The 23,989-nt window shown below is 57.1% G+C and carries 10 protein-coding genes; all 10 read left to right on the top strand.

Features of this window, described 5'->3' with window-relative positions; translation table 11 throughout:
* Window position 1: 1 nt before the first annotated feature.
* The 10 genes from BFE01S_RS15540 (at window position 2) to BFE01S_RS15495 (ending at window position 23,976) form a co-directional block, all read left to right on the top strand.
* Entirely contained in the window at window positions 2–1,306 is a 1,305-nt protein-coding gene (locus tag BFE01S_RS15540) for a glycosyltransferase family 4 protein (RefSeq protein ID WP_028226320.1), read from the top strand.
* Window positions 1,307–1,372: 66 nt separating this feature from the next.
* Window positions 1,373–2,446 carry a tetratricopeptide repeat protein gene (locus BFE01S_RS15535; RefSeq protein ID WP_084169890.1) on the top strand — a complete coding sequence of 358 codons (1,074 nt, stop codon included), beginning with the start codon at window positions 1,373–1,375 and terminating at the stop codon, window positions 2,444–2,446.
* 7 nt (window positions 2,447–2,453) lie between these two features.
* The gene (locus BFE01S_RS41895) at window positions 2,454–7,811 is read left to right on the top strand and encodes a glycosyltransferase (RefSeq protein WP_052420885.1); all 5,358 of its coding nucleotides are present in this window, start codon (window positions 2,454–2,456) and stop codon (window positions 7,809–7,811) included.
* A 179-nt stretch (window positions 7,812–7,990) separates the two neighbouring features.
* Window positions 7,991–9,775, top strand: a complete 1,785-nt coding sequence (locus BFE01S_RS15525) for an HAD-IIIC family phosphatase (RefSeq protein ID WP_052420884.1) — start codon at window positions 7,991–7,993, stop codon at window positions 9,773–9,775.
* A 60-nt stretch (window positions 9,776–9,835) separates the two neighbouring features.
* A complete protein-coding gene (locus tag BFE01S_RS15520; protein WP_028226317.1) occupies window positions 9,836–10,987 on the top strand; it encodes a hypothetical protein in 1,152 nt (383 codons plus the stop codon).
* Window positions 10,988–10,990: 3 nt separating this feature from the next.
* Entirely contained in the window at window positions 10,991–11,794 is an 804-nt protein-coding gene (locus BFE01S_RS15515) for an ABC transporter permease (RefSeq protein WP_042337719.1), read from the top strand.
* On the top strand, window positions 11,791–12,438 hold the full coding sequence (locus BFE01S_RS15510) for an ABC transporter ATP-binding protein (RefSeq protein ID WP_028226315.1): 648 nt from the start codon (window positions 11,791–11,793) through the stop codon (window positions 12,436–12,438). Before BFE01S_RS15515 ends, BFE01S_RS15510 begins: the two co-directional genes overlap by 4 nt.
* A gap of 110 nt (window positions 12,439–12,548) precedes the next feature.
* Entirely contained in the window at window positions 12,549–14,348 is a 1,800-nt protein-coding gene (locus BFE01S_RS38720) for an HAD-IIIC family phosphatase (protein ID WP_084169888.1), read from the top strand.
* A gap of 495 nt (window positions 14,349–14,843) precedes the next feature.
* On the top strand, window positions 14,844–15,635 hold the full coding sequence (locus BFE01S_RS43030) for an SDR family NAD(P)-dependent oxidoreductase (protein ID WP_084169886.1): 792 nt from the start codon (window positions 14,844–14,846) through the stop codon (window positions 15,633–15,635).
* 745 nt (window positions 15,636–16,380) lie between these two features.
* Window positions 16,381–23,976 carry a type I polyketide synthase gene (locus BFE01S_RS15495; RefSeq protein WP_028226314.1) on the top strand — a complete coding sequence of 2,532 codons (7,596 nt, stop codon included), beginning with the start codon at window positions 16,381–16,383 and terminating at the stop codon, window positions 23,974–23,976.
* Window positions 23,977–23,989: the final 13 nt, after the last annotated feature.

Here is a 23,989-nt window from a genome sequence, read left to right as displayed (position 1 = left end):
CATGGGACGTATCATCGCGATTGATGGACACAATCTTGCGTTGCAGCGCGGAACGGGAGTCGCTACTTACGCGAAGAATCTCGCGGACAATATTAGTGGCATTGGATGGAATGCCTGGACACTATATGGTGCGCCCATATCCGATAACCAGAATCCGATGCTTCGCGAGGTTTCCTTCATTGATTATCTGGGAGGGGCTGCGCAGAGACGCGGGCGGTTGGAGAGCATTCGCAGAGAGGCGGTGGGATCCATGCGCTCGCCGTTTGGCTATTCGGCGATGGAAATTCCTCTAAGTGGCATGGTGGAGGTTCGTCGTTTCGATAGTCGGTTGCCTAAGAACGCGCGAGTATTCAACGTCAATGACCTATTCTCGGTAGCGAGCAGTCATTTCAAAAGATATGGGAAATTCTTGAGCGTCCGCTTTCCGGAGAAGCCCAGCATCATGCACTGGACATATCCGTTGCCAGTTAGGGTGGACGGAGTGCCGAATATCTATACGCTTCACGATCTGGTTCCGTTAAAGCTGCCTTACACGACGCTTGACGACAAGCGCTACTATCAGCAACTTATCAAGGGTTGTATTGAATATGGCGATCATATCTGCACAGTTTCGGAGAAATCGAAGGAGGATATTATTCATTTCTTCGGTGAGGCTGATGGGAAGGTGACCAATACCTACCAGTCTGTCGATACGTCCGGGGCTTCTGCAATGAAGTCCATAGAGGAGGCAGAATTGGAAGTAGAGGGTATCTACGGACTTGAGCCGTACAGCTATTTTCTGTTTTTTGGCGCAATCGAGCCTAAGAAGAATGTCGGTCGATTGGTGGAGGCATATCTCTCTTCGCGGAAGAATGCAAAACTGGTGATCGTTGGGGCGCTAGCCTGGAAAGCAAGGGAAGAAACCAGGCTGCTCGAGGGTATTGGAAAATATGAATCGCCTATGGGTAAAAATATCCGGGTTTTCGATTATGCGCCTCGAACCTTTTTGATGAGCCTGATTCGATGTGCAAAAGCGGTTGTATTTCCATCTCTGTATGAAGGGTTTGGATTGCCATTGTTGGAAGCTATGCAACTCGGAATTCCGACTTTGTGCTCCAATGGCGGATCTTTGTCTGAAATCGCCGCAAATGCGAGCATGACAGTCGATCCCTATGATGTTTCGGGAATGGCTCGCGCGCTGGAGCGAATGGACGTTGATGCAGATTTACGCTCTTCGCTTGCAAGTTTGGGGTTGAATCGGGCAAAAGAATTTAGCTCGGAAAATTATAGGGCTCGATTAAAGGAGATGTACGACTCATTGCTCTGACGGCAATTGAGCGATAGAACGCTGACTCGGAAATTTTCCGGATCGAATGATGCGTGGTGCAGGTTCATGATTGAATCGAGAGCCACCTGGTTGAAATTATTTAAATCCCTGATGGATTGCAGTTGGTATCTCGCCGTTCAGGTATGGTGCGTTGGCCGCCACTCAATTCGGATCGATATGCTTACGAACACGATTTTACGTAACAAAGCACGAAATGCTGCGCGCAGTGGGAAGTGGGATTTGGCGGCTAGCTACTATCAGAAGCTCTGCCGAGGACGCTTCAATAAGATAAGCGACGCGATTCAGTTCGGACATGCCTTGAAGGAGGCCGGCGACATTGAGGGGGCGTTGGCTGTGTATTTGCGGACAGCGGATCTTCATCGACATTCGGTGGATGCGCAGCGGCAAGCGGGATTGTTTCTGCGACGCCTGGGGCGCCACACTGACGCTGCTTCCTACTTTGCACGTGCACTTGTGCTTGATAGCAATCTCGTCGACGTTCAGCATGAGTTGCGCGATATCGGTATTAAAGACGCCGAGAAGTTGGACGCGATAACGCTGAAGGGCGCGTTGATTGGCAGTGAGCAACCTATCAAGCCGATTGGGGCCTTTGCACGTTTGTTCATGAGCGCCGCACTCGGGCAGGCGAGAGCCTCGTCTAGGCGGAGAGATTGGCTTGGGGCCGAGCGTGCGTACCGTGCGGTCATCAAGCGGGTACCGGGACAACCTCGGCTTCTGACCCAGCTTGGTCACGCCTTACGTGAGCAAGGTAAATCGGCCGAGGCCCTGTCCGTGTACAGACGGGCGCTACTGCTCACCCCGAGGGATCCTGATCCATATATTCATATGGGCCACGCGCTTAAACACCTCGGGCGAAACGAAGCTGCCTTGGACGCCTATCTGACCTCCTGGCGTCTCCGACCGGGGCAGCCGGAGGTACGAGGCGAGATTCGCGCTTTGAGGGCGGATTTCTCCGGCGATGATCTGCAGGCCTCAGGTGGCACGCAGGAAAGTAACGCCACTATTATCGAGCGCGTTGTACAGATCGAACGATCGCAGCTTGCCGAAGAACCGTGGCTAGATCGCAAGCAGAGGGTGATTTTCAAGTACCTCTCCGGTTCTCTGGCTTACAAGGAATAGACTATTCATGCGTATCGTTATTGATCTTCAGTCGTGCCAGAACGGCAGCCGTCATCGTGGCATCGGTCGCTATGCCATGAGCCTCGCAAAGGCAATGATCCGTGCTGGTGCAGGGCATGAGTTCTTGATTTTCTTGACAGATCGTTTTCCACAGACCATCGAGTCGATCCGCAAGGAGTTGGACGGCTACGTTTCTCAAGATGCGATTCTCGTATGCAGCTTGTTCGAGGGAACGACGGCAGCCGATCCGAATAACGCATGGCGCAACCGGGCAGCTGAGGTGCTGCGATCGGCATTTATTGCGCGACTGACGCCGGATATGGTGTTTATCCCAAGTCTTTTCGAGGGGTTCTGGGATAACACGGTGGTTTCTGTGGATCCTGCGTCCTACCCAACTGCGGTAACGCTGCACGACCTGATTCCTCTCGAGGAACCTGAACGCTATATTCCCGCCCGTAACGATCAAGATGCCTATTTGCGTCGGTTAAGGGACGCGAAGCGTGCCGACTTGGTGATTGCAATTTCCTCCTTTGTTGCTGAAGAAGCACGGAGGCGCATGGCCGCCGATCCAGACAGAGTGGTCGTTGCACTCAACGGGATTGACGAGCGCTTCAGACCTCCCGCGCCGGGAAGCGTTAATCGAACCGAATTGATGAAGCGGACCGGGATCAGACGTCCTTTCGTTTTCAACACTAGTCCGCTTGAATATAGAAAGAATCTGGAAGGATTGATCGCGTCCTATGCCTCTATGTCGAAGGCAGTGCGCGAAGGACATCAACTGGTCATCGCTGGCAAGATGGATGACTACGCCAGGAAGTACCTCAACGATTTGGCCGCGGCAGAAGGATTGCCAGCGGATACGATCGTGCTGCCCGGCTATGTATCCGATGACGATTTGATCGCTTTGTACTCGGAATGCGCTCTATTTGCCTTTCCTTCATGGAGCGAGGGTTTTGGCCTTCCACCATTGGAGGCCATGGCATGCGGAGCACCAGTTATTGTTGCGAATACAACTTCGTTGCCTGAGGTCGTGGGTAGGGAAGATATGCAGGCCGATCCCTCCAATCCGCCCGCAATGGGCTTGGCCATGGAGCGCGTGTTGACCGACCCGGCTTTGCGCGAGGAACTGATCGCATTCGGAATTGAGCGATCAAAGGAATTTACCTGGGAGCGCCCGGCTCGGGAAATTCTCGCTTCGTTTGCGCGGGTATATCAAGATCGTGTGCAGCGCAAATCTGTCGACATAGCGATACCCGCTCGGCCACATGTTGCGTTCGTTTGCTCACGGATGGATGCTGGAAGTCATGTAGTGGGGCGTTTTACCGGGTTGATCTCGGCGCTTGCGCGTGTTTGTGACGTCACGCTGGTTTCTCCGGGAACACCTCCGTCCGATCGTTGGGCCGCCGCGCAAGTCGAATGGCGCGAATTGGGCTGGCTGGACTGGCATGCTTCGCGTGTCGACGAGATTATTTATGCCGGCGATAAATTCAGCGCCGCTGAATTCGCCCACGTTATAGCAGCGCATCCTGGTATTTATCTGGAACTCGATGCGATTGACCGTGTAGACGGTATTCAATCTGAACTGTCTGTTTCTGTTCAAAGAGATATCGTTGCCCATGCTGGGATCGGTGGGATTCTCGAGGCCGCTACGCAACCGCAGAATGCTGTGCATTGGCATACCGTGACCGGAACCAGTGTTCGTCAATCGGCCAAGTTGATGCTGAAGGAAGGTGACGACGGGTTGCCTTATTTGCCGCTATTTGGAGATAGGTTGGCCGCGGATCGCTATCGCGAGGTTGTCGGTGTGCCCAGCGGTGCTCCGCTTTTGATTGCGATTGTCGGCAAGAATGAGACGGCTGGCGAGCTCACGACTGCTTTTCGCTCTGTGGCGACCTCGGAGGTCGATGCTCATTTCGTTGTTCATGTCGTGGATGACTCATCTGAGGACAAGTCCGAGCCTTCGGTACTGCATATGCAGGGGCGCATCCGGCGGGTTAAGGGCGGTTTGGGGATGCACTACCGCGGCATTTTCTCAGCGGCGGATCTGTTGCTGATAGGGGGTGATATTTCCTCCACACTTGCCGAGCGATGCATGGTGGATGCGTCGGGTCTCAAGATTAAGGTTGTTTCGCAAGGCGAAGGCCGTCACGATGTGGCTGGTGAAATGCTCGGTGTGTTGGCAAGCGTGCGAGACGGCGGCCAGCGCCCTGCGGCACTAATTGCTCCGGTCGACCCACAACCGGTTGAGGTATGGGTAGACAAGATCTTGGCATCTTTGGCGACTATTGCGCGTCGTCGTCCGTCGCAGCTTGATTTTGTTGAAAAGAATCTTCCGGGTAGCGTCCGTAACAAGCGAGCCGATTCCCGGGACCTCGGCCTTGTTTCGATTGCCTTGGCCAATAACCTCGTATTTGAGCGCGAACCTCTGACGTGTATCGATATTACGGCCTATGCTGCACCGGGATCGATACGACGCCTGGATTGGGCAACGCGGCAGAAATTGCTGGCGTTGATCGCGCGTGGCGAAAGAAATGTTTGCGCCGTTTTTTTCGAAGATGGCAAGTTCATTGTCGCCAACCAGTTCCTGGCGAGCTTGGTGGGCGTGCGCGACTTTTATCTTCCCGACGAAGTTCTGGTCGTTCGTCCGAGCGACCGCGTTATCGGGTTGGACTACCTGCACTCTTTCGCACCAGTATCGATGACTGCGTTGAAGGAGTTGCAGTCTCGCGGCGCCGTAATTATGTACGCGGCCACTGGAAACGCTGCCCGTTCGGGGGGCAACGAGGAGGTGCTTGCGGACCTTGTTCATGTCTGGGCGAATGAGGCCGTGTTCAATGTCGCTCGTCGAGTGGCTGTACCCTCGTCCACTGGCGCGCGGACGTCTGCCGGGCATGCGTTGATGAGCGTGATGCACTCGGCGATTGCGGCGAATATGCCGCTCGAGGTGCTTGCGCTCGACGGCACGCCGGACAGTGAGACGAACTCGGTGTCGTCTGGTGCCTTTGTGCGCGCTGATGTTTCGGCCGCAGTGGAATCGACAATTTCACGCCTGTCGGAAGAAGACAAGGCAGGGGAAGGTAGAGCGGGAACAGCGACTCCTGTTCATGAATACACGGTCATGGGACACCTGCTCGGAAGTTATAGTCTCGCGATCATTAACCGCGCGGTTGCTACGACATTGGAGCGAGCTTCGCCGGGACATACGCATTACCTTCCCTACGAAACGGATCCGATTTACCACACGGAAGGCGTTCCTCCGAATGAGCAGCCGTTAATGATCGAGCTGTGCGAACGGCCTCGTCCGAATCAAGACCATGAGATTGTCATTAGTCAGCATTGGCCCATCATGCCTCCCAAGGGGCAACCCAGTCTGGCGCTCGCATTGTTCCCTTGGGAGGAAAGCCATGTTCCTGCCGGGATTGTGCAGACGCTGGCCGATGGCTTCGACGCGGTCATAGCGCCGGCGCAGTGTGTTACGGATGCACTAAGCGTGTCGGGTCTGCGGCTGCCTGCCGCGACGATCGGTCAGCCAGTCGATCTGGCTCCGTTCCATCGGATTGCACGTGACAGGCCGGCGAGGCCAATTCGCCGGTTCCTGCATATTTCCTCGTGCTTCCCACGCAAGGGCATCGATGTGTTGCTGGCGGCTTGGGCGAGGGCGTTTGTGTGCAGTGACGATGTCGTGCTGGTCATCAAAACGTTCCCTAATCCGCACAACAATGTCGAACAGCAATTGGCGGCATTGCGGCAGCAATATCCCGATATGGCGCCTGTCGAGGTGGTGAATCGCGACGCTGACCGGGATGAAATGCCGTCTTTCTATGCTGACGCCGACGCGATGGTGTTGCCGTCTCGAGGAGAGGGCTATAACCTGCCGGCTCTTGAGGCAATGACAGCAGGGTTGCCGTTGATCGTAACCGGGCATGGCGGGCATCGAGACTTCTGCGGGCCGGACCAGGCACGCATGATTCAGTTCCGATTCGACCGTTCAGCGAGTCATGTCACGGGTAGCCATTCAATGTGGGTTGAACCTGATGTCGACGATCTGGTTGCTGCGCTACGTGAACACGCGGATCCAGCCAATTTGGCTGTCATAGAGCGCCGCCGCCAAAATGCGCTGACGGCAGCGAATGTCGAAGGGGATGCTGACGCATGGGTAGGTCGTTTCAATGGGATGGTAGGTGCTCTGCTGAAGCCGCAAGATCTGCGGAGTCCCAAACTAGGCTGGGTCAGTACTTGGGCAATTCAGTGTGGCATTGCTCAATATTCCGGCTACTTGCTGGATCGAATGAGCGAGGATCAGCAGAAGAACACGACGATTCTTTGTGATTTCCGCACGAAGACTCCCGTCAGGCTGAACGAAGGGGAACTCGCTTATTCCCCGGCCTGGCAATTCATTGGCGATAAGGCGCGAGAGATTGTTCAGGCTGGTCAGGACCGAAAGGTCGAGGCGCTTGTCATTCAACATCAGGACGGTTTGATTTCGTGGGAGCAACTTGGTCGCATTGGCAATGATCCCGATTTGCAGGCCTTCGTGTCGGTCGTCGTGCTGCACAATGCACGCAACCTGCGACGAGTAGGCGGTGAAGAGGCGGCGATGGTCATAGAGGGGTTGTCCAAGATGACGCGCGTTCTCGTGCATAACATCGACGACATGAATTTCCTCCTGAACCTCGGCTTGCGACGCAACCTCGGGCTCTTCCCGCATGGTGCCTTCACGCCCCGGCAGACGCCGTGGCCGCGCCTGATCGGACCAAGCGACGCCCCGATCATCGGCTGCCATGGTTTCTTCTTCCGTCATAAGGGTATTGATAAACTGATCCGCGCGGCAGCCGCTTTGCGACGCGAGTGGCCCGGACTGAGGCTAAGGTTAGTCAATGCTCGTTTCCCCGGTGCCGAACACGATCGGACGATCGACGAATGCCGGGCGATTGCACGTGAAGTCGGCATGGAGGACGCAATCGACTGGCATCTCGACTTCCTGCCCGTAGAGGAAATCGAACGTTTGCTGGCGGGGTGTGATCTGATCGCGTTGCCATACAACGAGAGTGACGACTCGGCGAGCGGCGCGGTGCGAACCGTCATGGCTACGATGGTTCCACTCGTAGCAACGCGTGTCCAGATTTTTGCAGAACTGGGAAGTGCTGCTGCCTGGGCGAACAATAACGATCCGGACGAATTGGTGCGTACTATTACGTCTTTGCTCAAGAGCCCAGAGAAGCGTCGCGAGATACAGGCTGGCATGCATAGCTGGTTGGCGGCGCATGATTGGCAGCGCATGGCGACAACTCTGGAGGATATGATCTACGGTTTGGTACGGCAGAAACGTTTGGGCTGGGGAAGTCCGAGAAACAATGTCGGCTAATACGACGGATTTGAGCGGGGCGCCGGTATCTTGGGCTGGCGCTCGCTTTGCGAGATTTCAAGCGATTTCTTGCCATGATATGTGGAGCTTCATTGCTGAAGCGTACAAGTGAATGTCTTGGCGCGTTGACGAAATACATGCATTCACCCCACTGATGGGTAGATGAACAGGATGCCAGAATGACCAAATTTCATGTGGAAAGTATTAGAAGGGACACTGATAAGAAGCGAAAAGTGCTTCTTCTGGGTACCTGTACGATGGAAGCGGTGACGGGGGGAGCGTCCGGGAGGATTCAGTTCGATCACTATCTCTTCGAGAGCTATAGGCATTCACCGATGCCGAGTGTGAATTTTGAGGAATATGACGCGATCGTAGTGCAGCCGACGCTGCGACACCTGTTCCATCAGGCCAGTTTCCCTCGCGAAGGTGTCAAGGCGAGCGACGTGGCATGGACCCGCTTGAATTCTGAAGAAGAGGCTGCGGCTTACATTCAAAGTTGCGGTGATGCGCTGGCATCGGTCATGGAGAAGTTCACCGAAATCGCGGCGAAGCGGCGGGTTCTCTTCTTTTCGATCGTGGAACCACATCGGAATTACTTGGGTGACCTGCTGAGCCCGTACAGTCTCATGAACCCCGCATCGATTGTTCGCGAGATCAATAAGCGCATGTCCGAGGAAACTTGCGCTCGGAGCGGCTTTCATTTCGTCGATATCAACGACATATTGTCCGCGAAAGGACGCGAGAATATCCACGACGGCTACACAAGCCATATGTCCCATGCGAGCTATATGTATGTCGGACACGATTCCTGGGACAGCAATCGTGTCCAGGGGCCGATGTGCCGCTCGGAACTCTATGATGTGAAGAGAGGGCGGGAGGAAACGATTCCTGCACTCGGGGAACGTATTTCAGACGTACTCGATGTGCTGGAGCAGCGAGACCAGGTAAAGATCATCATTGTCGACCTGGACGACACGCTCTGGAGAGGCATTGCAGCCGACGAAGACAAAGCCGGTTGGGAGTTCAGCGAAGGCTGGCCCTTGGGCTTTGTGGAGGCACTGCTCGTATATAAGAAGCGCGGTGGCTTGCTCGCCATTTGCAGCAAAAACGATCATGCTTTTATTGAAGGGCGATTCGAACATCTCGTCAGCGGTGTTATTTCGTTGAGTGATTTTGCTTCGGTCAAGATAAATTTTGATCCGAAGTCGAAGAATATTTCAGAGATTCTTTCGGAGGTGAATCTCCTCCCGGAGAACGCATTATTTATTGATGATAATCCTCGAGAGATCGATGAGGTCAAGAATTCATTTCCGACACTGAGAACACTTTCGAAGGCGTATTTTGGGTGGAGGGAATTCATCATCAGTAGCCCGACCACGCAAGTGTCGACGATTACGAATGAATCTGCCAATCGCACGACAACGATTCGGGCCAAGATACTCCGCGACACCGAAGAAAAGACGATGAGCCGGGACGAATGGCTCGCTGCACTTCAGGTGCGATGCGAGACGGTTGTCATTGACAGCGTGGAACACGAGAATTTTTCTCGTGCTTTTGAACTCCTGAACAAGACAAACCAGTTCAACACGACGGGAAGGCGCTGGAGCCTTGGCGAAGCGCAGGATCTATTCGGTCGGGACGGCCGTATGGTCGCCATGTTTGTTCGCGACAAGCATGTCGATAACGGTCTCGTCGGCCTTGCCCTCGTTTGTCAAGACGAGTTCATTCAAACTGTCCTTTCCTGCCGGGTATTCAATCTGGACGTTGAACTGTATCTTGGCCATATCGTGCTTTCGGAGATGCTTTCCGCATATCCCTCAGTTCATGCCAGCTTCGTGGATACCGGTCGAAACAAATCTAGCTTCGATTATTATGATCGACTTGGGTTTGCCAAATTAAACGAGCGCTACGAGACGAATTCCGTGCCGCAGGTGCCGGAATGGATTAATGCAGAAAATAATTGACCGTCTCAGATAATTTCGAATTTTCTGAAAATTTTGGCTTTATTATAAGGAATTTGATTGGTGGACGTTTCAAATAACTCTCCCTCTTCGTCTCAGGTTGCGGAGACGAGCGGATGGATTGCCAAAATTAAAGGGATTAACAAGCTTTTTGCCATTACGGTGCTTATCCCTACGGCGTTGGCGACGATATATTATGGACTGATTGCGTCGGACGTTTACGTCTCGGAGTCCCGTTTCGTTGTGCGTAGTGCTCAGCAACAACCGCAGTTGAGTGCGTTCGGCGCATTGCTCTCGGGCAGCGGCTTTTCCCGATCGGGTGATGATGTTTACTCGGTAATTGATTATATCGAGTCCCGCGACGCGCTTAAGGAATTGAACAAGGATAATTTTATCCTGAATCGTTATTCGAGGCAGGGTGATTTCGTTAGCCAGTTCCACGCCGGGTTGGACGGCAGCTTCGAGGCACTGTGGCGCTATTACAGTAAGAGTATCGTCAAAATTGATACCGACACTGCGTCCGGAATTACTATCCTTCAAGTGCGCGCATATACTGCAAATGATGCGTCGAATATAAACGCTTTACTTGTCCGGATGGCGGAGCGCCTTATCAACAGGATGAATGCGCGTGCGGCATCCGACACAGTGGATTTTGCACAGAAAGAGGTTGATGATGCGGCTCAAAAGGCCAAAGAGGCAGCGCTGGCACTAGCCGCATACCGAAATTCTCACTCCGTTTTCGATCCAGATCGACAATCGGCGCTGCGTTTGCAGCAGGTCGCAACATTGCAGGCACAATTGTTCTCGACACAGTCTCAATTGTCCCAGCTTGAGTCGATTTCTCCGCAGAATCCGCAGATTCCCGCGCTCAAGACGAATATCGCTTCGATTCAGAAGCAGATCGAAGCGATGACCGAATCCGTAGCGGGTACGCAGGATTCCTTTTCGCAGAAGATGACCGCTTACGAACGGCTGCAACTGGACTCTCAATTTGCTGACAAGCAACTTGCGTCAGCCATGGCGGCTCTGCAAAGTGCCAGAGGGGAGGCTGAAAGGAAACAACTATATCTGGAAGAGCTGGTGCAACCCAATACTCCGGATATTGCGATTGAACCCAAGAGACTACGCGGTATTGCAACAGTATTTGCGCTTGGACTCATCTGCTGGGGCACTCTGAGTTTGCTGATCGCAAGTATCCAAGAGCATAGAGATTGAATTATGACTATTGGCTATGCAGGAACGAGCCTCTATCGGTCGTTGCAAATTCAGACGCGAATCGTGTTTGCGCTAATTATGCGCGAGATCATCACGCGTTATGGACGCCACAATATTGGATTCGCTTGGCTCTTTGCGGAGCCAATGTTGTTTACTTCCGGCATTGTGGCGTTATGGAGTACTTTGAAAGAAGGAAGCGCTACGCATAATATTAATATCGTGGCGTATGCAATTACGAGCTATTCAACGGTTCTAGTCTGGCGGAACACCATCGGCCGTTGCACTATGGCCATTGTTCCAAACATGTCGTTGCTGGTGCATCGAAATGTACGACCGATTGACTTCTTTATTGCGAGAATCGTGCTGGAGATCGCCGGAGCCAGCCTCTCTGCTTTCGCCATGCTTTCGATTTTTATTGCATTGGGAGTGATTCCACCTCCGGTGGATGTGCTCACTATGATTAAAGGTTGGTTAATTTTGTGCTGGTATGCTGCCGCGCTCGGATTTCTGATTGGAGGGCTCAGCGAGTATAGCGATCTGGTCGAGAGGTTGTGGCACCCGATAGCTTATTTTCAGTTACCGCTTTCGGGTGCATTCGCGATGGCAGCTTGGCTGCCCGAGAATTTTCGACGTATCGTTCTTATGTTTCCTGCGCCAAACGCAGTGGAGGTTTTTCGCCTGGGGTATTTTGGGGATGTTGTGCGCCCATATTATAACCTTCCGTACACATGTACTATCTGCCTTATTCTTACCTGGCTTGGATTGCTCGTGGTTAGGGGGGCATCCACAAGGCTCGACGCGAAATGATTGCTCTGCATGATCTGAATAAGTATTACCGGACGCGAGCGGGGCGTCGTCATATCCTGAAGAACGTTTCTTTCTCGATAGATAAGGGTGAGCGAGTTGGCGTTCTCGGCAGGAACGGATCGGGAAAGTCAACATTGATTCGCCTGATCAGTGGGGCGGAGTTGCCTTCGTCTGGTCATATTGAAAGAAACATGTCGGTTTCCTGGCCTCTGGCCTTCAGTGGCGGATTCCAGGGGAGTTTGACGGGATTCGATAACATACGGTTCGTATGCCGAGTGTACGATGCCGATTATCGCGGTGTACTCCCATTTATAGAGGATTTTACGGAGTTAGGGCAATATCTGCGGGAACCGGTGAAAACCTACTCCGCTGGGATGACAGCGCGCCTCGCATTTGCGCTATCGATGGCAATCGAGTTTGATTGCTTTCTCATTGATGAGGTGATTGCAGTTGGGGATTCGAATTTTCATCGAAAATGCCACCAAGAGCTCTTTGAGAAACGGAGTGATCGAGCGATGATAATTGTCTCACACGATCCTCATTTGATCAGGGAGCACTGCACGAGAGCATCTGTGCTCCGTGACGGAAGGCTACATCATTTCCCTTCGATCGACGAGGCATATAATTTTTACGAAAGCCAGTGATGGATTGAGGCTATTTACTTCTTCGAAGGATGAGCGCGCAATTCACCGAACTACTACTAGCACCTGCTCGCCTGGGCTGGAAATATTTAGATTAATTTCAAGGGATCGCGATGCCCATAAATTATCCGAGCGCTTCCGCCGAAACGTTGGGTAAGTTTTCGAGGAAGTTCAGGCTTGCTGTTATCGGTCAATGCTCCGTCGGTCCGTTGGTGGATAAATTCGCCTCAGACGTTGTTGCAGATCACTATTTGATTGAGTCGCGACCTTATTCTTTGCCGCCGGATATCGAATACTCGATATATGACGGAATCGTTATTGCCTTGACCCTGCGGCATATCCTCGAGCATACTCCTTCGTTTGATGGAGGGAGCGGTGGCTCGGAGATTCAATGGGCGCGCTTGATTGGTCGTCCTGGAATGGCTGATTATTTTGAGCACTGTGCCGCTAATATAAAAGAGAGAGTTCTTTCTTACAAGGCAATCGCCGTGTCGAAGCCCTGTATATTTCTTACATTCATGGAGCCGAGGCAGAATTTTGTTGGTGTTCTCTCAAAGAAATATACACTTGATAATCCGGGTCACTTTGTTAGGGAACTGAATAGGGTCCTTGAGGAGTGCGTCTCCGATCTGTCGCTGGGTTATTGCATCGATATAAATGAGGCGGTGAATTCAGTCGGAAGATCTGGCGTGCAGGATGATATATTCTGGCACATCGGGCATGCCTCATATCAGGCGGATGAATATATTACTGCATCGGAAGATAACGAGCGTCTGCAATTATCTGTGCCTCCTAGTGCAATGTATTCCGCATCTGATCGAATTTCAGAGGCCCAGAGTTACATTGCAGAGAGAATCATAGATGCATTGCGAATTATCAATAAAATTGACTCGATAAAATTAATCGTTGTAGACCTCGACGACACGATGTGGCGGGGTGTTGCCGCTGATAGTGATCGACCGAAGTGGCAGTTGACCGAGGGCTGGCCAAAGGGGCTCGCGGAAGCATTGCTGATATTCAAGGCGCGTGGCGGGATGCTCGCTATTTGCAGCAAAAACGATGATGAACCGACAAGAGAACGATTTGCCGAGATGATGGGGAATAGTATGAAACTCTCGGATTTCGTGTCTGTTCAGATAAATTTTGAAACAAAATCCTCCAATATTCAAAGAATATTGGGGGATGTGAACGTTTTGCCGGGAAATGTTCTTTTTATTGATGATAATCCACGCGAAGTTGAAGAGGTAATTCGGGTTTTTCCGGAAATTCGTGTGCTTTCGAGGCAGCACTATGATTGGCGGCGAGTTGTCCTGATGGCCCCCGAGTTACAGGTGGAGAGAATTTCCTCTGAATCTTTGCGGAGAACTGAGTCCGTGCAGGCAGCAATTACGCGTCGGAACGTAGATCAAACCATTTCCAGAGAGGAGTGGATTAAATCACTGGAGATTCGACAGTGGCACGTAATAGTTGACTCGGTAAATCATGATAATTTCGCCCGAGCTTCAGAGTTGATTAATAAAACTAACCAGTTTAATACTACTGGTAAGCGCTGGCAGGCCCATGATTTTGTGGAATTTTTTTCTGCGGGCGGTATTATTGTTTGCGCATTTTCCCGCGATCGTCTTGTGGAGAATGGATTGATTGGTGCCACGATGATTTTGGGTAGGGAAATAATTCAGGTCGTTCTATCCTGCAGGGTTTTTGGGTTTGATGTTGAGAAGGCCATGCTGAGATTTTCAATGGAAAGCATCAGGGCTGGTGAGAGACCGGTTAAAGCGATTGTAATGAATACTGGTAAGAACCATACATGCCACGATTTCTTTATAAAAAATAATTTCCTGGAAATCGAGGCCGGGACTTTTGAGTCAACACAATTTCCGGACTATCCAGCCTGGATAAGTCTCGATTCGTAACCAGACGATCTACGGTGCCGCAAGTTGATGCGTTCGTTGGCTTGGCGGGTATCCGGAACAATGATCAGGATATGCCAGTAGTTGCAGATTGGCTGTTGCGAATGAAGAAGATGTTCAGGTAAGCCTGGATTTCATTGTGATTTTTTGATGTGCTCTCCTCTTGGACTGAAAGAACTTTCCAATGCTGCTTAAGACTTCCGGACAGGCTCGCTGTGCGAGAAATGCGCCTCGGGGGTGGTCGGTATGTAAATTCAGACAGTTCGGTCATTTTTACATGCGACGCCTCCTTCCAGTCCAACTGGGTAGAATTTTGCAGTTTTTCGGTCGGTTCTGGACCGCCCGGATCACGCAGCACCGTTCAATTCTGGATAGTAATTTTTATAGTGCTAGCTTTATTGGTCTATTCAAGTGGCGCGGCTGCGAAACCAGGATTGCGCGTACGACTGCTGGGCCCCTCGTCGATACTACCGGTATACCGGCCGGGAGATTTCACAGATGAGTAATAGGGCAACTCCTCCCCGGCATATTGCCATTACCGGCGCCAGCGCGGGCCTCGGCCGCGCACTCGCGCTTGCTTACGCATGCCCGGGAGTCGTACTTGGTCTGAGCGGCCGTGACGCGAATCGTCTTGAAGCGAGTGCCACCGACTGCCGCGCCCGCGGCGCAACGGTTGTTACCGCAACGGTCGATGTTCGCGACGCCGCTGCCATGCAGAGCTGGCTTGATCAATTCGATGCCACTCACCCCATCGACCTTTTGATTGCCAACGCCGGTGCATCGAGTACCTTGGCTCATCCCTCTGAGTGGGAGACACGCGAATGCACGACATCAATCGTCGATACGAATTTCTACGGCGCGATGCATGCTGTTCTTCCCGTCGTCGATCGCATGCGTACGCGTGGCCGCGGCCAGATTGCGCTGATCAGCTCGATTGCAGCGCTTCGCGGTATGGCGATTTCTCCAGCTTATTGTGCAAGTAAGGCGGCGCTGAAGGCTTGGGGTGATTCGGTACGTCCACTGCTTGCGCGAGACGGCATTCGGTTGTCGGTTATATTGCCAGGCTTCATAAAGACGGCGATGAGCGACGCCTTTCCCGGTGAAAGGAAACTCCTATGGTCGGCCGAAAAGGCAGCACATCATATCCGGCGGGGACTTGCCGCCCGGCGCGCGGAGATTGCTTTTCCAGGCTTGCTTGCCTTCGGCACGCGCTTGTTGCCTCTGCTGCCGCCCTCTATTGCAGACGCGATTCTGCGTCGCCTGTCGTACGTGCCTCGCGAAGGGAGGTAACGTGCTGCTTTCGCTCGAGTGCGTGTTTGCCGCTGTCATCGGCCTGTCATGTGTCACCGAGAGGTGCGTGGCCCGGGGGGGGCGGCTCAATGGTCTCGTGGCGCAGGCACCCCAGCTCGTGAGTACTCTATTCGTAGTCGGCGGTTCAACCGCCTTCGACACGGTACATTTCTCAGGTTCAAGGGCTCGACGGCGTAAAGTTCCTTTGCTCGCAAGCACATTTACCACGCTAGAATCTATGCGTTCGAAAATGCGACACACACTCGTCTATATATATCCGGTTCAGGTAGCCTCGACCGTATAATCATGGCTGCATGACAGAAATTGTTTGCTGCTTCCTTTTTTCTCTGCCATGGCGACGGCCCTACCGAGCAGGTGTACCGCGATCGTGGCGAAGCAGGCGCAGCTGCGTGCGGTCATCCATTGGGCAAAGATTCTGGCTAGGCGATTTTTCGGCGTATCTGAGCCGGGCCATGATCGGGTGTCGGCTTGCGCGCCTGCGCGAAGATTGTGGCGATACAGTCGTGTGCTTACATAGGGATATATTCCCGCTTTACCCGATGTATTCGATCGGCCCGGCAACGTACCGGGCCAAAGCTATTACTTCATCTGGTGGAAGCCCGGAGGCCGGTCCGCCAGGAAGCAAGACAGAGCCGTCGAGAACCTTGGCACCGCATTGCTCCACGTCGTGGCCGCAAGTGGGCGCGGGAGTTTCGGCAGGCGCGTCGGAGAGAACACCGCAGCTATGAATAACACGAAAATTGCAATTGTCGGCATGTCGTGCCGATTCCCGGGTGGGGTTACGGGACCGGAAGAATTCTGGCGTCTGCTCGAAAGCGAGCGCGACGTCGTGACACAAGTTCCCGCCGAGCGTTTCGGCACGGAGTTCTATCAGCATCCGTCAAAGCGCGAGCCCGGTAAGGCGTACACCTTTGCGGCCGGCGTGCTCGACAACGTCTCCGGTTTCGACGCGGACTTCTTCGGCATTTCGCCGCGTGAAGCCACGCAGATGGACCCCCAGCAGCGTCTCCTGCTCGAACTGACCTGGGAGGCCTTCGAGGATGCGGGCGTGCGTCCGCGAGACATGCGCGGGCACAATTGCGGGGTTTACGTCGGCGTCGCCAGTACCGACTACGCCAACCGCAGCATGGACGACCTCAATTCGGTCGATCCGTATTCGGCCACGGGCAACACGCTTAGCATCGCGTCGAATCGCATTTCCTATCTGTTTGATTTGCGCGGCCCCAGCATGTCGATCGATACGGCATGTTCGTCGTCGCTCGTAGCGCTGCACCAGGCCGTGAGCGCGCTGCAGGCCGGCGATATCGACGTGGCGCTCGCCGGCGGCGTGAATCTGCTGCTGCATCCTTTCGGGTTTGTGGGCTTTTCGAAGGCGTCGATGCTGTCGCCGCGCGGACGTTGTCGTGCGTTCGACGCGACGGGCGACGGCTACGTGCGTGCCGAGGGTGGCGCGGTTGTCGTGCTGAAGACGCTTGAGCGTGCGCTCGCGGACGGCGACGTCATTCATGCCGTTGTCGCTGGAACCGGTGTCAATTCAGACGGCTTCTCGCAGGGAGGCATCAGCGTGCCGGGCGCGGCCACGCAGGCCGCTCTGCTACGCAAGGTTTACGAGCGTGCCGGGATCGATCCGCACACGGTCGACTATCTCGAGGCACACGGCACCGGCACGGCGGTGGGCGATCCAATCGAGGCGCGTGCACTGATCGAGGTCGCGGGTGCGGGTCGTCCCGCGAACCAGCCGCTTTTGATCGGTTCTGTGAAAACCAACATCGGCCACCTCGAAACGGCTTCAGGTATGGCGGGGCTGTTCAAGGCCATCCTTTGTCTGAAGCATCGCGCCGTGCCGCGTACGCTGCATTTCGAGCAGCCGAATCCGAATATCGATTTCGATGGCGGCCGCTTGCGCGTCGTAGACCGTTACACGCCGATGGGCGAGGACGGTCATCGGCTCGTGGTTGGCGTCAATTCGTTCGGCTTTGGCGGCACGAATGCTCACGTGGTGCTCGCCGAGGCGCCGGCCGCCGGGCGCAGCAGCGCAACGGCGCAGACGGGGCACGCTTCGCTCGGGCCGCTTGTGCTGACGGCTCGCTCGAAGGCGGCGCTTGCCGCGCTCGCGGCTGGCTACAAGGCTCGGCTCGACGCGGGTGCGTCGTGGGACGCGCTTGCGAGCGCGGCAACGCATCGTCGTCAGTGGCTCGAAGAGCGCGCGATCATTGCGCCCGCCGGTGTGGAGGAGGGCTATGCAGGGCTCGCGGCGCTCGCATTGCTGCAGCAGGTCGAAGACGGGTCGCCGTTCGTCGTACACGCGTGTGCACTGGAGGACGAGGCGCGCGTTGCGCTTGTGTTCTCGGGTAACGGGGCGCAGTGGGCGGGCATGGGCAAGCAACTGCTCGTGGAAGACGCAACGTTCCGTGCCGCGGTCGCTGAAGTCGACGCGCTTTGGTGCGCGGACGGCAGTCCGTCACTGCTGGCCGTGCTGGAGGCCGGCGTCGAGGCAGACGTGATCGCTGCGACGGAGCATGCGCAGCCGCTGCTCTTCGCGATCCAGGTTGGCATCGTGCGGGTGATCGAGGCGCGCGGCGTCGAGTATTGCGCGAGTGTGGGCCACAGTGTCGGTGAAGTCGCTGCGGCGTGGGCCGCAGGCGCGCTTACGCTTGCGGATGCCGTGCGCGTTGTGAAGATCCGCAGCCGCGCGCAGGCCATGACGCGCGGCACGGGCCGCATGGCCGCGGCGGGCATTGGGGAGGACGCAGCGCGCGAGCTGATCGCGCGCCATGGCCTGGCGGGCGAGGTCGAAGTGGCCGGTATCAACAGCCCGCAATCGGTGACGCTCGCGGGTTCGCTCCAGGGCCTGCAGACCCTGGAGGCCGCGTTGCGGCCTGGCGGTCAGTTCTTCCAGCTGCTGGAACTCGACTACGCGTTCCACAGCCGTCATATGAATCCGATCGAGTCGGCTGTGCGCGAACGTCTCACCGGTCTTGCGCCGCGCATGGGCGAGCATCGTTTCGTCTCCACGGTGACGGGCGCGCCGCTCGACGGTACGGCGCTGGATGCCGGGTACTGGTGGCGCAACATCCGGGAGCCCGTGCGATTCGGCGAGGCGATCGCGAAGCTCGTGGACGACGGCGTGAGCATGTTCATCGAGGTTGGTCCGCACTCGATCCTGCGCACCTACGTGAAGCAGTCGCTCCATGCGCTGAAGGTACAGGGCGTCACGCTCGCCACGCTCAAGCGTCATCACGACAGCGCGCAGACACTACATCGCGCGATCCTTTCCGCCGTCGCGCACGGCGCCCAGGTGGATCGCGAGCGCTTCGTTGCCTTTTTGCCGGCGTCGGCGGGCGTTGCGCTGCCGAACTATCCCTGGCAGCACGAACGTTACTGGGTCGTGCCTACCGTCGAGGGTTACGGGCTGGCCAATCGCCGCCGCGAGCACCCGCTGTTGGGCTACCGTCTGCACGAGCATGCTTTTGCCTGGGAAAACCAGATCGACCCCGTGCGCCTGCCGTTCCTCGCCGACCATGTTGTTGACGGCGGTGTGACCTTCCCCGGTGCGGGTTTCGTGGAAATGGCGCTTGCCGCGGCGCGCGAGTTCTTTGGCACGCCGTCGTGTGCGCTCGAAAACGTCGAAATTCGTCAGCCCGTGGTCTTCCAGGCGCAGCATGCCAAGCTGTTTCGCCTGACGATCGACGCCCGCACGGCGGCTTTCACGATCGAGACGCGCGACCGCATGAGCGAGGACGCATGGGCGGCCAATGTCGTTGGCCGGATGCTCTCGGGCGGTACGACGCTGGATGCGCAGACGACCGTGTCCGCTGCCACGCTCGACAGGTTGCTGGCGCAACCGGCGCTGGATGCGCAGACGCTCTACGCGAGCACGGAGACCATCGGGCTTTCGTACGGGCCGGCGTTCCGGCTGGTGCGCGAGGTCCGTACTATGCGCGGGGTAGCGCTGGCCGAGCTTGCGGCACCGGCGGCTTTGCCGTATTTGCTGCATCCTGCACTGATGGATGCGGGCTTCCATCCACTATTCGCGCTGCTCGCCGATCAGTCCAGCGGTGCCGATCATGCGGTCTACGTGCCGGTGCAACTGCTGCGCGTGGAGTTTCTGCGCGGCGACAACGTCGAGCGCGTGCTTGCCACGATCGAGCGTCGTAGTCCGCACTCCGTCGTGGCGTCATTCGACTTCCTCGATGGACAGGGGCGTGTGGTTGCCCGTCTTGGTTCATGCCGCTTCCGGCGTGTGGATCTGCTTTCGCGGCGTCAGGTTGCCCCTTCGCGTTATACCTACCGTCTCGAAGGGCGCCCGCTCGACGGCGGCTTCGATGCCTCGGCGTTGCCCGCTGGCGCTGCGCTGCTCGAAGAAGCGGTGAATGTGCTCGCCGTGCGCGGCGACGAGGCACGCCGGACGATGCATCTGACCGAAGTGCTGCCGCTACTCGACGTGCTGGCGAGCGGTTACGCGCTGCGCGCATTCGAGGCGCTAGGTGTTTTCGACGCTCCCCGGCTGCCCGGTGGTCCGCTGATTGAACTCAAGGCGCGTCTCGCGCAGATGCTGGTCGAAGATGGGCTCGCACGCCGGGATGGCGAGCGCCTCGTGCGCGACGCCGAAGCCTGTGACGGGTTGCCGCCCGTGGACGAACTGTGGCGCGGTCTGCTCGAACAGTCGCCGGCCCACGTTGCCGAGCTGACGCTGCTGGCGCACTGCGGAGCATCGCTGCCCGCGCTCCTGAAGGGCGAGATCGCGCCGGAGCGATTGATGTCGCCCACGGGCAGCAGTCTTGCCGAGCATTTCTTCGAGGCGTCGCCGACCTGGTCATACGTGCGCGAATTGATGGGCGCATTCGCCGAGCGTGCGGTACGGGCCTGGCCGTCGCCCCGCCGTTTGCGCGTACTCGAAATCGGTCGTACGGACGTGGATGTGCCGCGCCCGCTGGAGCTGGCGCTGAACGTGGCGCGTTGCGACTACGCCATTGCGTGCACGGCACCGCAGCAGGCGGCTTTGGCGGCGGAGGGCGGCCACGCGGCACGCCTCGTCACGCTCGCCGCGGCTGACCGGCTGACGCTCAAGACCGACGACGCGGCACCGTACGACCTGGTCATCGCGAATCAACTGCTTGCGGGCCAGCGCGATCCGCTTGGCGCGCTTACCGCGCTGCGTGGCTGGCTGGCCCCGGGTGCATTCGTGGTGGTTGCGGAGTCGCGCCGTAGCCGGTTTGCCGACATTGTGTTCGGCCCGGGACAGGTTTCGACGCCTGCGTTGCTGCCGGCGCCGGAGATCGTGCGGCTGCTGGAGCAGGCGGGCTTTGCCGATGTGGTGTCGTTTGCGGAGCAAGGTCTCGAGCTGGAGGGTATGCCGACGCTGATCGTTGCGCGCACACCCGTTTCCGCCGATGCTGCAGTATCGTTGCGTACCGCTTCGATCCCGTCGGGTGAGGCCGCTCCGTGGTTGCTCGTTCACGCTGGCGACAATGCGGATGAGCTGGCCGAGGCGCTGGGCGAAGCGTTGCGTGCGCGTGGCGGGGACGCGGTGCTCGCCACGCAGGAAGATGCGGCGAACGCGCTGCTCGCGTGCTCGGGAGCGCGCGACGGAGTTTCAGTCAACCTCGTATTCCTCGCACCCGATATCGGGCTGTCGGCCGACGTCGACGGGACTGCCCTCATGCAAGCGCAGCGCGTTACTTCCGTGGCGCTTGCGCGCCTCGTGCGTGAACTCGGTGTGCAGGCGGTGCCGGTACGACTGAGCGTCGTCACGCGCGACGGGGCACCGTTCGCCGGTCTGGTTCGGGACGGCAGCGTGCGGCGTCCCGAACAGGCAACGCTCTGGGGTCTTGGAAGGGTGCTGGCCAATGAGCATCCCGAATTGAGCTGCCGTCTGATCGATGTTTCCTCGGCATGCGAGGACGCGGTTGCCGTATTGGCCCACGAACTCATCACGGCGGATACCGAAGAGGAAGTGCTGCTGACGTCCCAGGGCCGCTTTGTGCCGCGCATGCTGGACGCAGCCGAAGCGCACCGGCGCGATACCGCGAATGACACCGGTAACGCCGGCGATGCGTCGGCGGCTGTGCTGTCGTTCGATATGCCGGGTTCGCTTCGCAACCTCGAGTGGTTCGCGCTACCCGAAAGTGAACTCGAACAGGACGAGGTGGAGATCGAGCCAGTTGCCACTGGTCTGAATTTTCGCGACGTCATGTATGCGATGGGACTGCTTTCGGACGAGGCAGTTGAAACGGGCTTCGCGGGTGCGACCGTGGGCATGGAGTTGTCCGGGCGCGTGAAGCGCGTGGGTACCGGCGTGAGCACCTTCCACCCGGGTGACGCCGTGCTCGGCTTTGCACCGGCTTCGTTTGCAACGCGGGTCCGCACTCGTGCGGGCGCGATCACGCACAAGCCGCTTTCGTTGACGTTCGAGGAAGCGGCGACCATTCCTACGACTTTCTTTACGGTGTACTACGCACTTGTCGAACTCGCGCGCTTGCGGCGCGGCGAGCGCGTGCTCGTGCACGGCGGCGCGGGCGGGGTGGGTATCGCGGCGATCCAGTTAGCTCGTCATCTAGGCGCCGAGGTGTTTGCGACGGCGGGAAGCCGCGAGAAGCGCGAATTCGTGCGCCTGCTCGGCGCGAATCGGGTGTTCGATTCGCGTAGCCTCGCATTCGCCGACCAGATCCGCGAAGCCACGGACGGCGCAGGCGTGGACGTCGTGCTGAACTCTCTGGCCGGCGAGGCGATGGTGCGCAGCATCGACGCACTGCGCCCGTTTGGCCGCTTCCTCGAACTCGGCAAGCGCGACTTCTACGAGAACAGTCGTATTGGCTTGCGGCCATTCCGCAACAACATCAGCTACTTCGGTATCGACGCCGACCAGCTCATGGGCGCATTGCCCGAGCTCACGGCGCGACTGTTCGGCGAGGTCATGCAGTACTTCGCAGACGGGGTGCTGCACCCGCTGCCCTATCGCGTGTTCTCCGCGGCCCATGCGGAGGAGGCGTTCCGCTACATGCAGCAGGCGCGCCAGATTGGCAAGGTGCTCGTCGGCTATCCCGCGGGAACGCCTCAGCCTGCACGCGGCGCGGGGCATGCCTTGCGGCTCGACGCCGGCGGCGTTTATCTCGTGATCGGCGGCACGGGCGGTCTGGGCTTCGCAACGGCGCGCTGGATGGTCGAGCGCGGTGCGCGACACGTGACGCTCGCGAGCCGCTCAGGTGCGCTGGATGCGGCCGCTCGCGACGAAGTTGCTCGCTGGCGCGACGAAGCGGGCGTGACCGTGGACGTGGTGTCGTGCGACGTCACCGACGCGGCTGCAGTCAAGGCACTCGTAATCGCAATCGAGGGCCGCGGCACGCCGTTGAAGGGCGTATTGCATTCGGCCATGCATATCGACGATGGTCTTTTGCGCAATCTCGATGACAGCCGCTTTGAAGCCGTACTCGAGCCGAAGGTTGCAGGCGCATGGAATTTGCATCGCGCGACGATGGACCTCGCGTTGGACTTCTTCATCGTCTATTCGTCCGCCACGACAGCGCTTGGCAATCCCGGGCAATCGAGCTATGTGGCAGCGAACAGTTTCCTCGAAGCGCTCGTCGAAACGCGCCGAGCCGTGGGTCTGCCGGGTACGTACATGGCATGGGGGCCGCTTGAGGACGTTGGTTTCCTCGCGCGCAACGAGAAGACGCGCGAGGCGCTGCAGTCTCGCATCGGCGGCGTGTCGATCACGTCCGATGAGGCGTTGGCAGCACTTGAACGGATGCTCGTCGAAGGCGGTGCGGGTGAAGCCGTCGTACGGCTCGACTGGCAGGCGCTTGCGCGTGGCATGCCGGCGGCATCCGCGCGGCGCTATGCGTCGATGCAGGCGCATGGCGTGCAGGAGCCGGCACGAGAGGGCTCGCATCAGTTGCGCGACCGCATGCGCGTGATGCCACGCGCCGAGGCGCTCGCGCTTGTCGAAGAGACACTGCGCGCCCAGATCGCCCGCATTCTTCACCTCGCGCCTGAACGCATTGATCTGGAGCGCTCGGTGCTCGATATGGGCATGGATTCGCTGATGGGCATGGAACTCGGCATGGCCGTCGAGGAAATGTTCGAGGTGAAGCTTTCGGTGATGGTCATAGCGCAGGGCGCAACGGTTCGCTCGCTCGCCGAACGCATCGTGGATTCGATCGAGGCCGACGAGGCGGGCGAGGAAGAGGGCGCAACGCAGGGCAACGAGCAGGCGGCGGCGATCGCTCAATTCTCGAACCGGCACGCCCTCGACAGCGAGTTGCCGGCGGGCGGCGCAGCGCAACCAAAGCCGGTGGGCGAGCCGGAACTCGTGGAATAAGTGTGCGGCGATC

It is taken from the genome of Paraburkholderia ferrariae NBRC 106233 (genome assembly GCF_000685035.1).
In the GTDB taxonomy this organism is placed as follows: domain Bacteria; phylum Pseudomonadota; class Gammaproteobacteria; order Burkholderiales; family Burkholderiaceae; genus Paraburkholderia; species Paraburkholderia ferrariae.
This window is presented reverse-complemented; position numbering and strand designations above follow the sequence as displayed.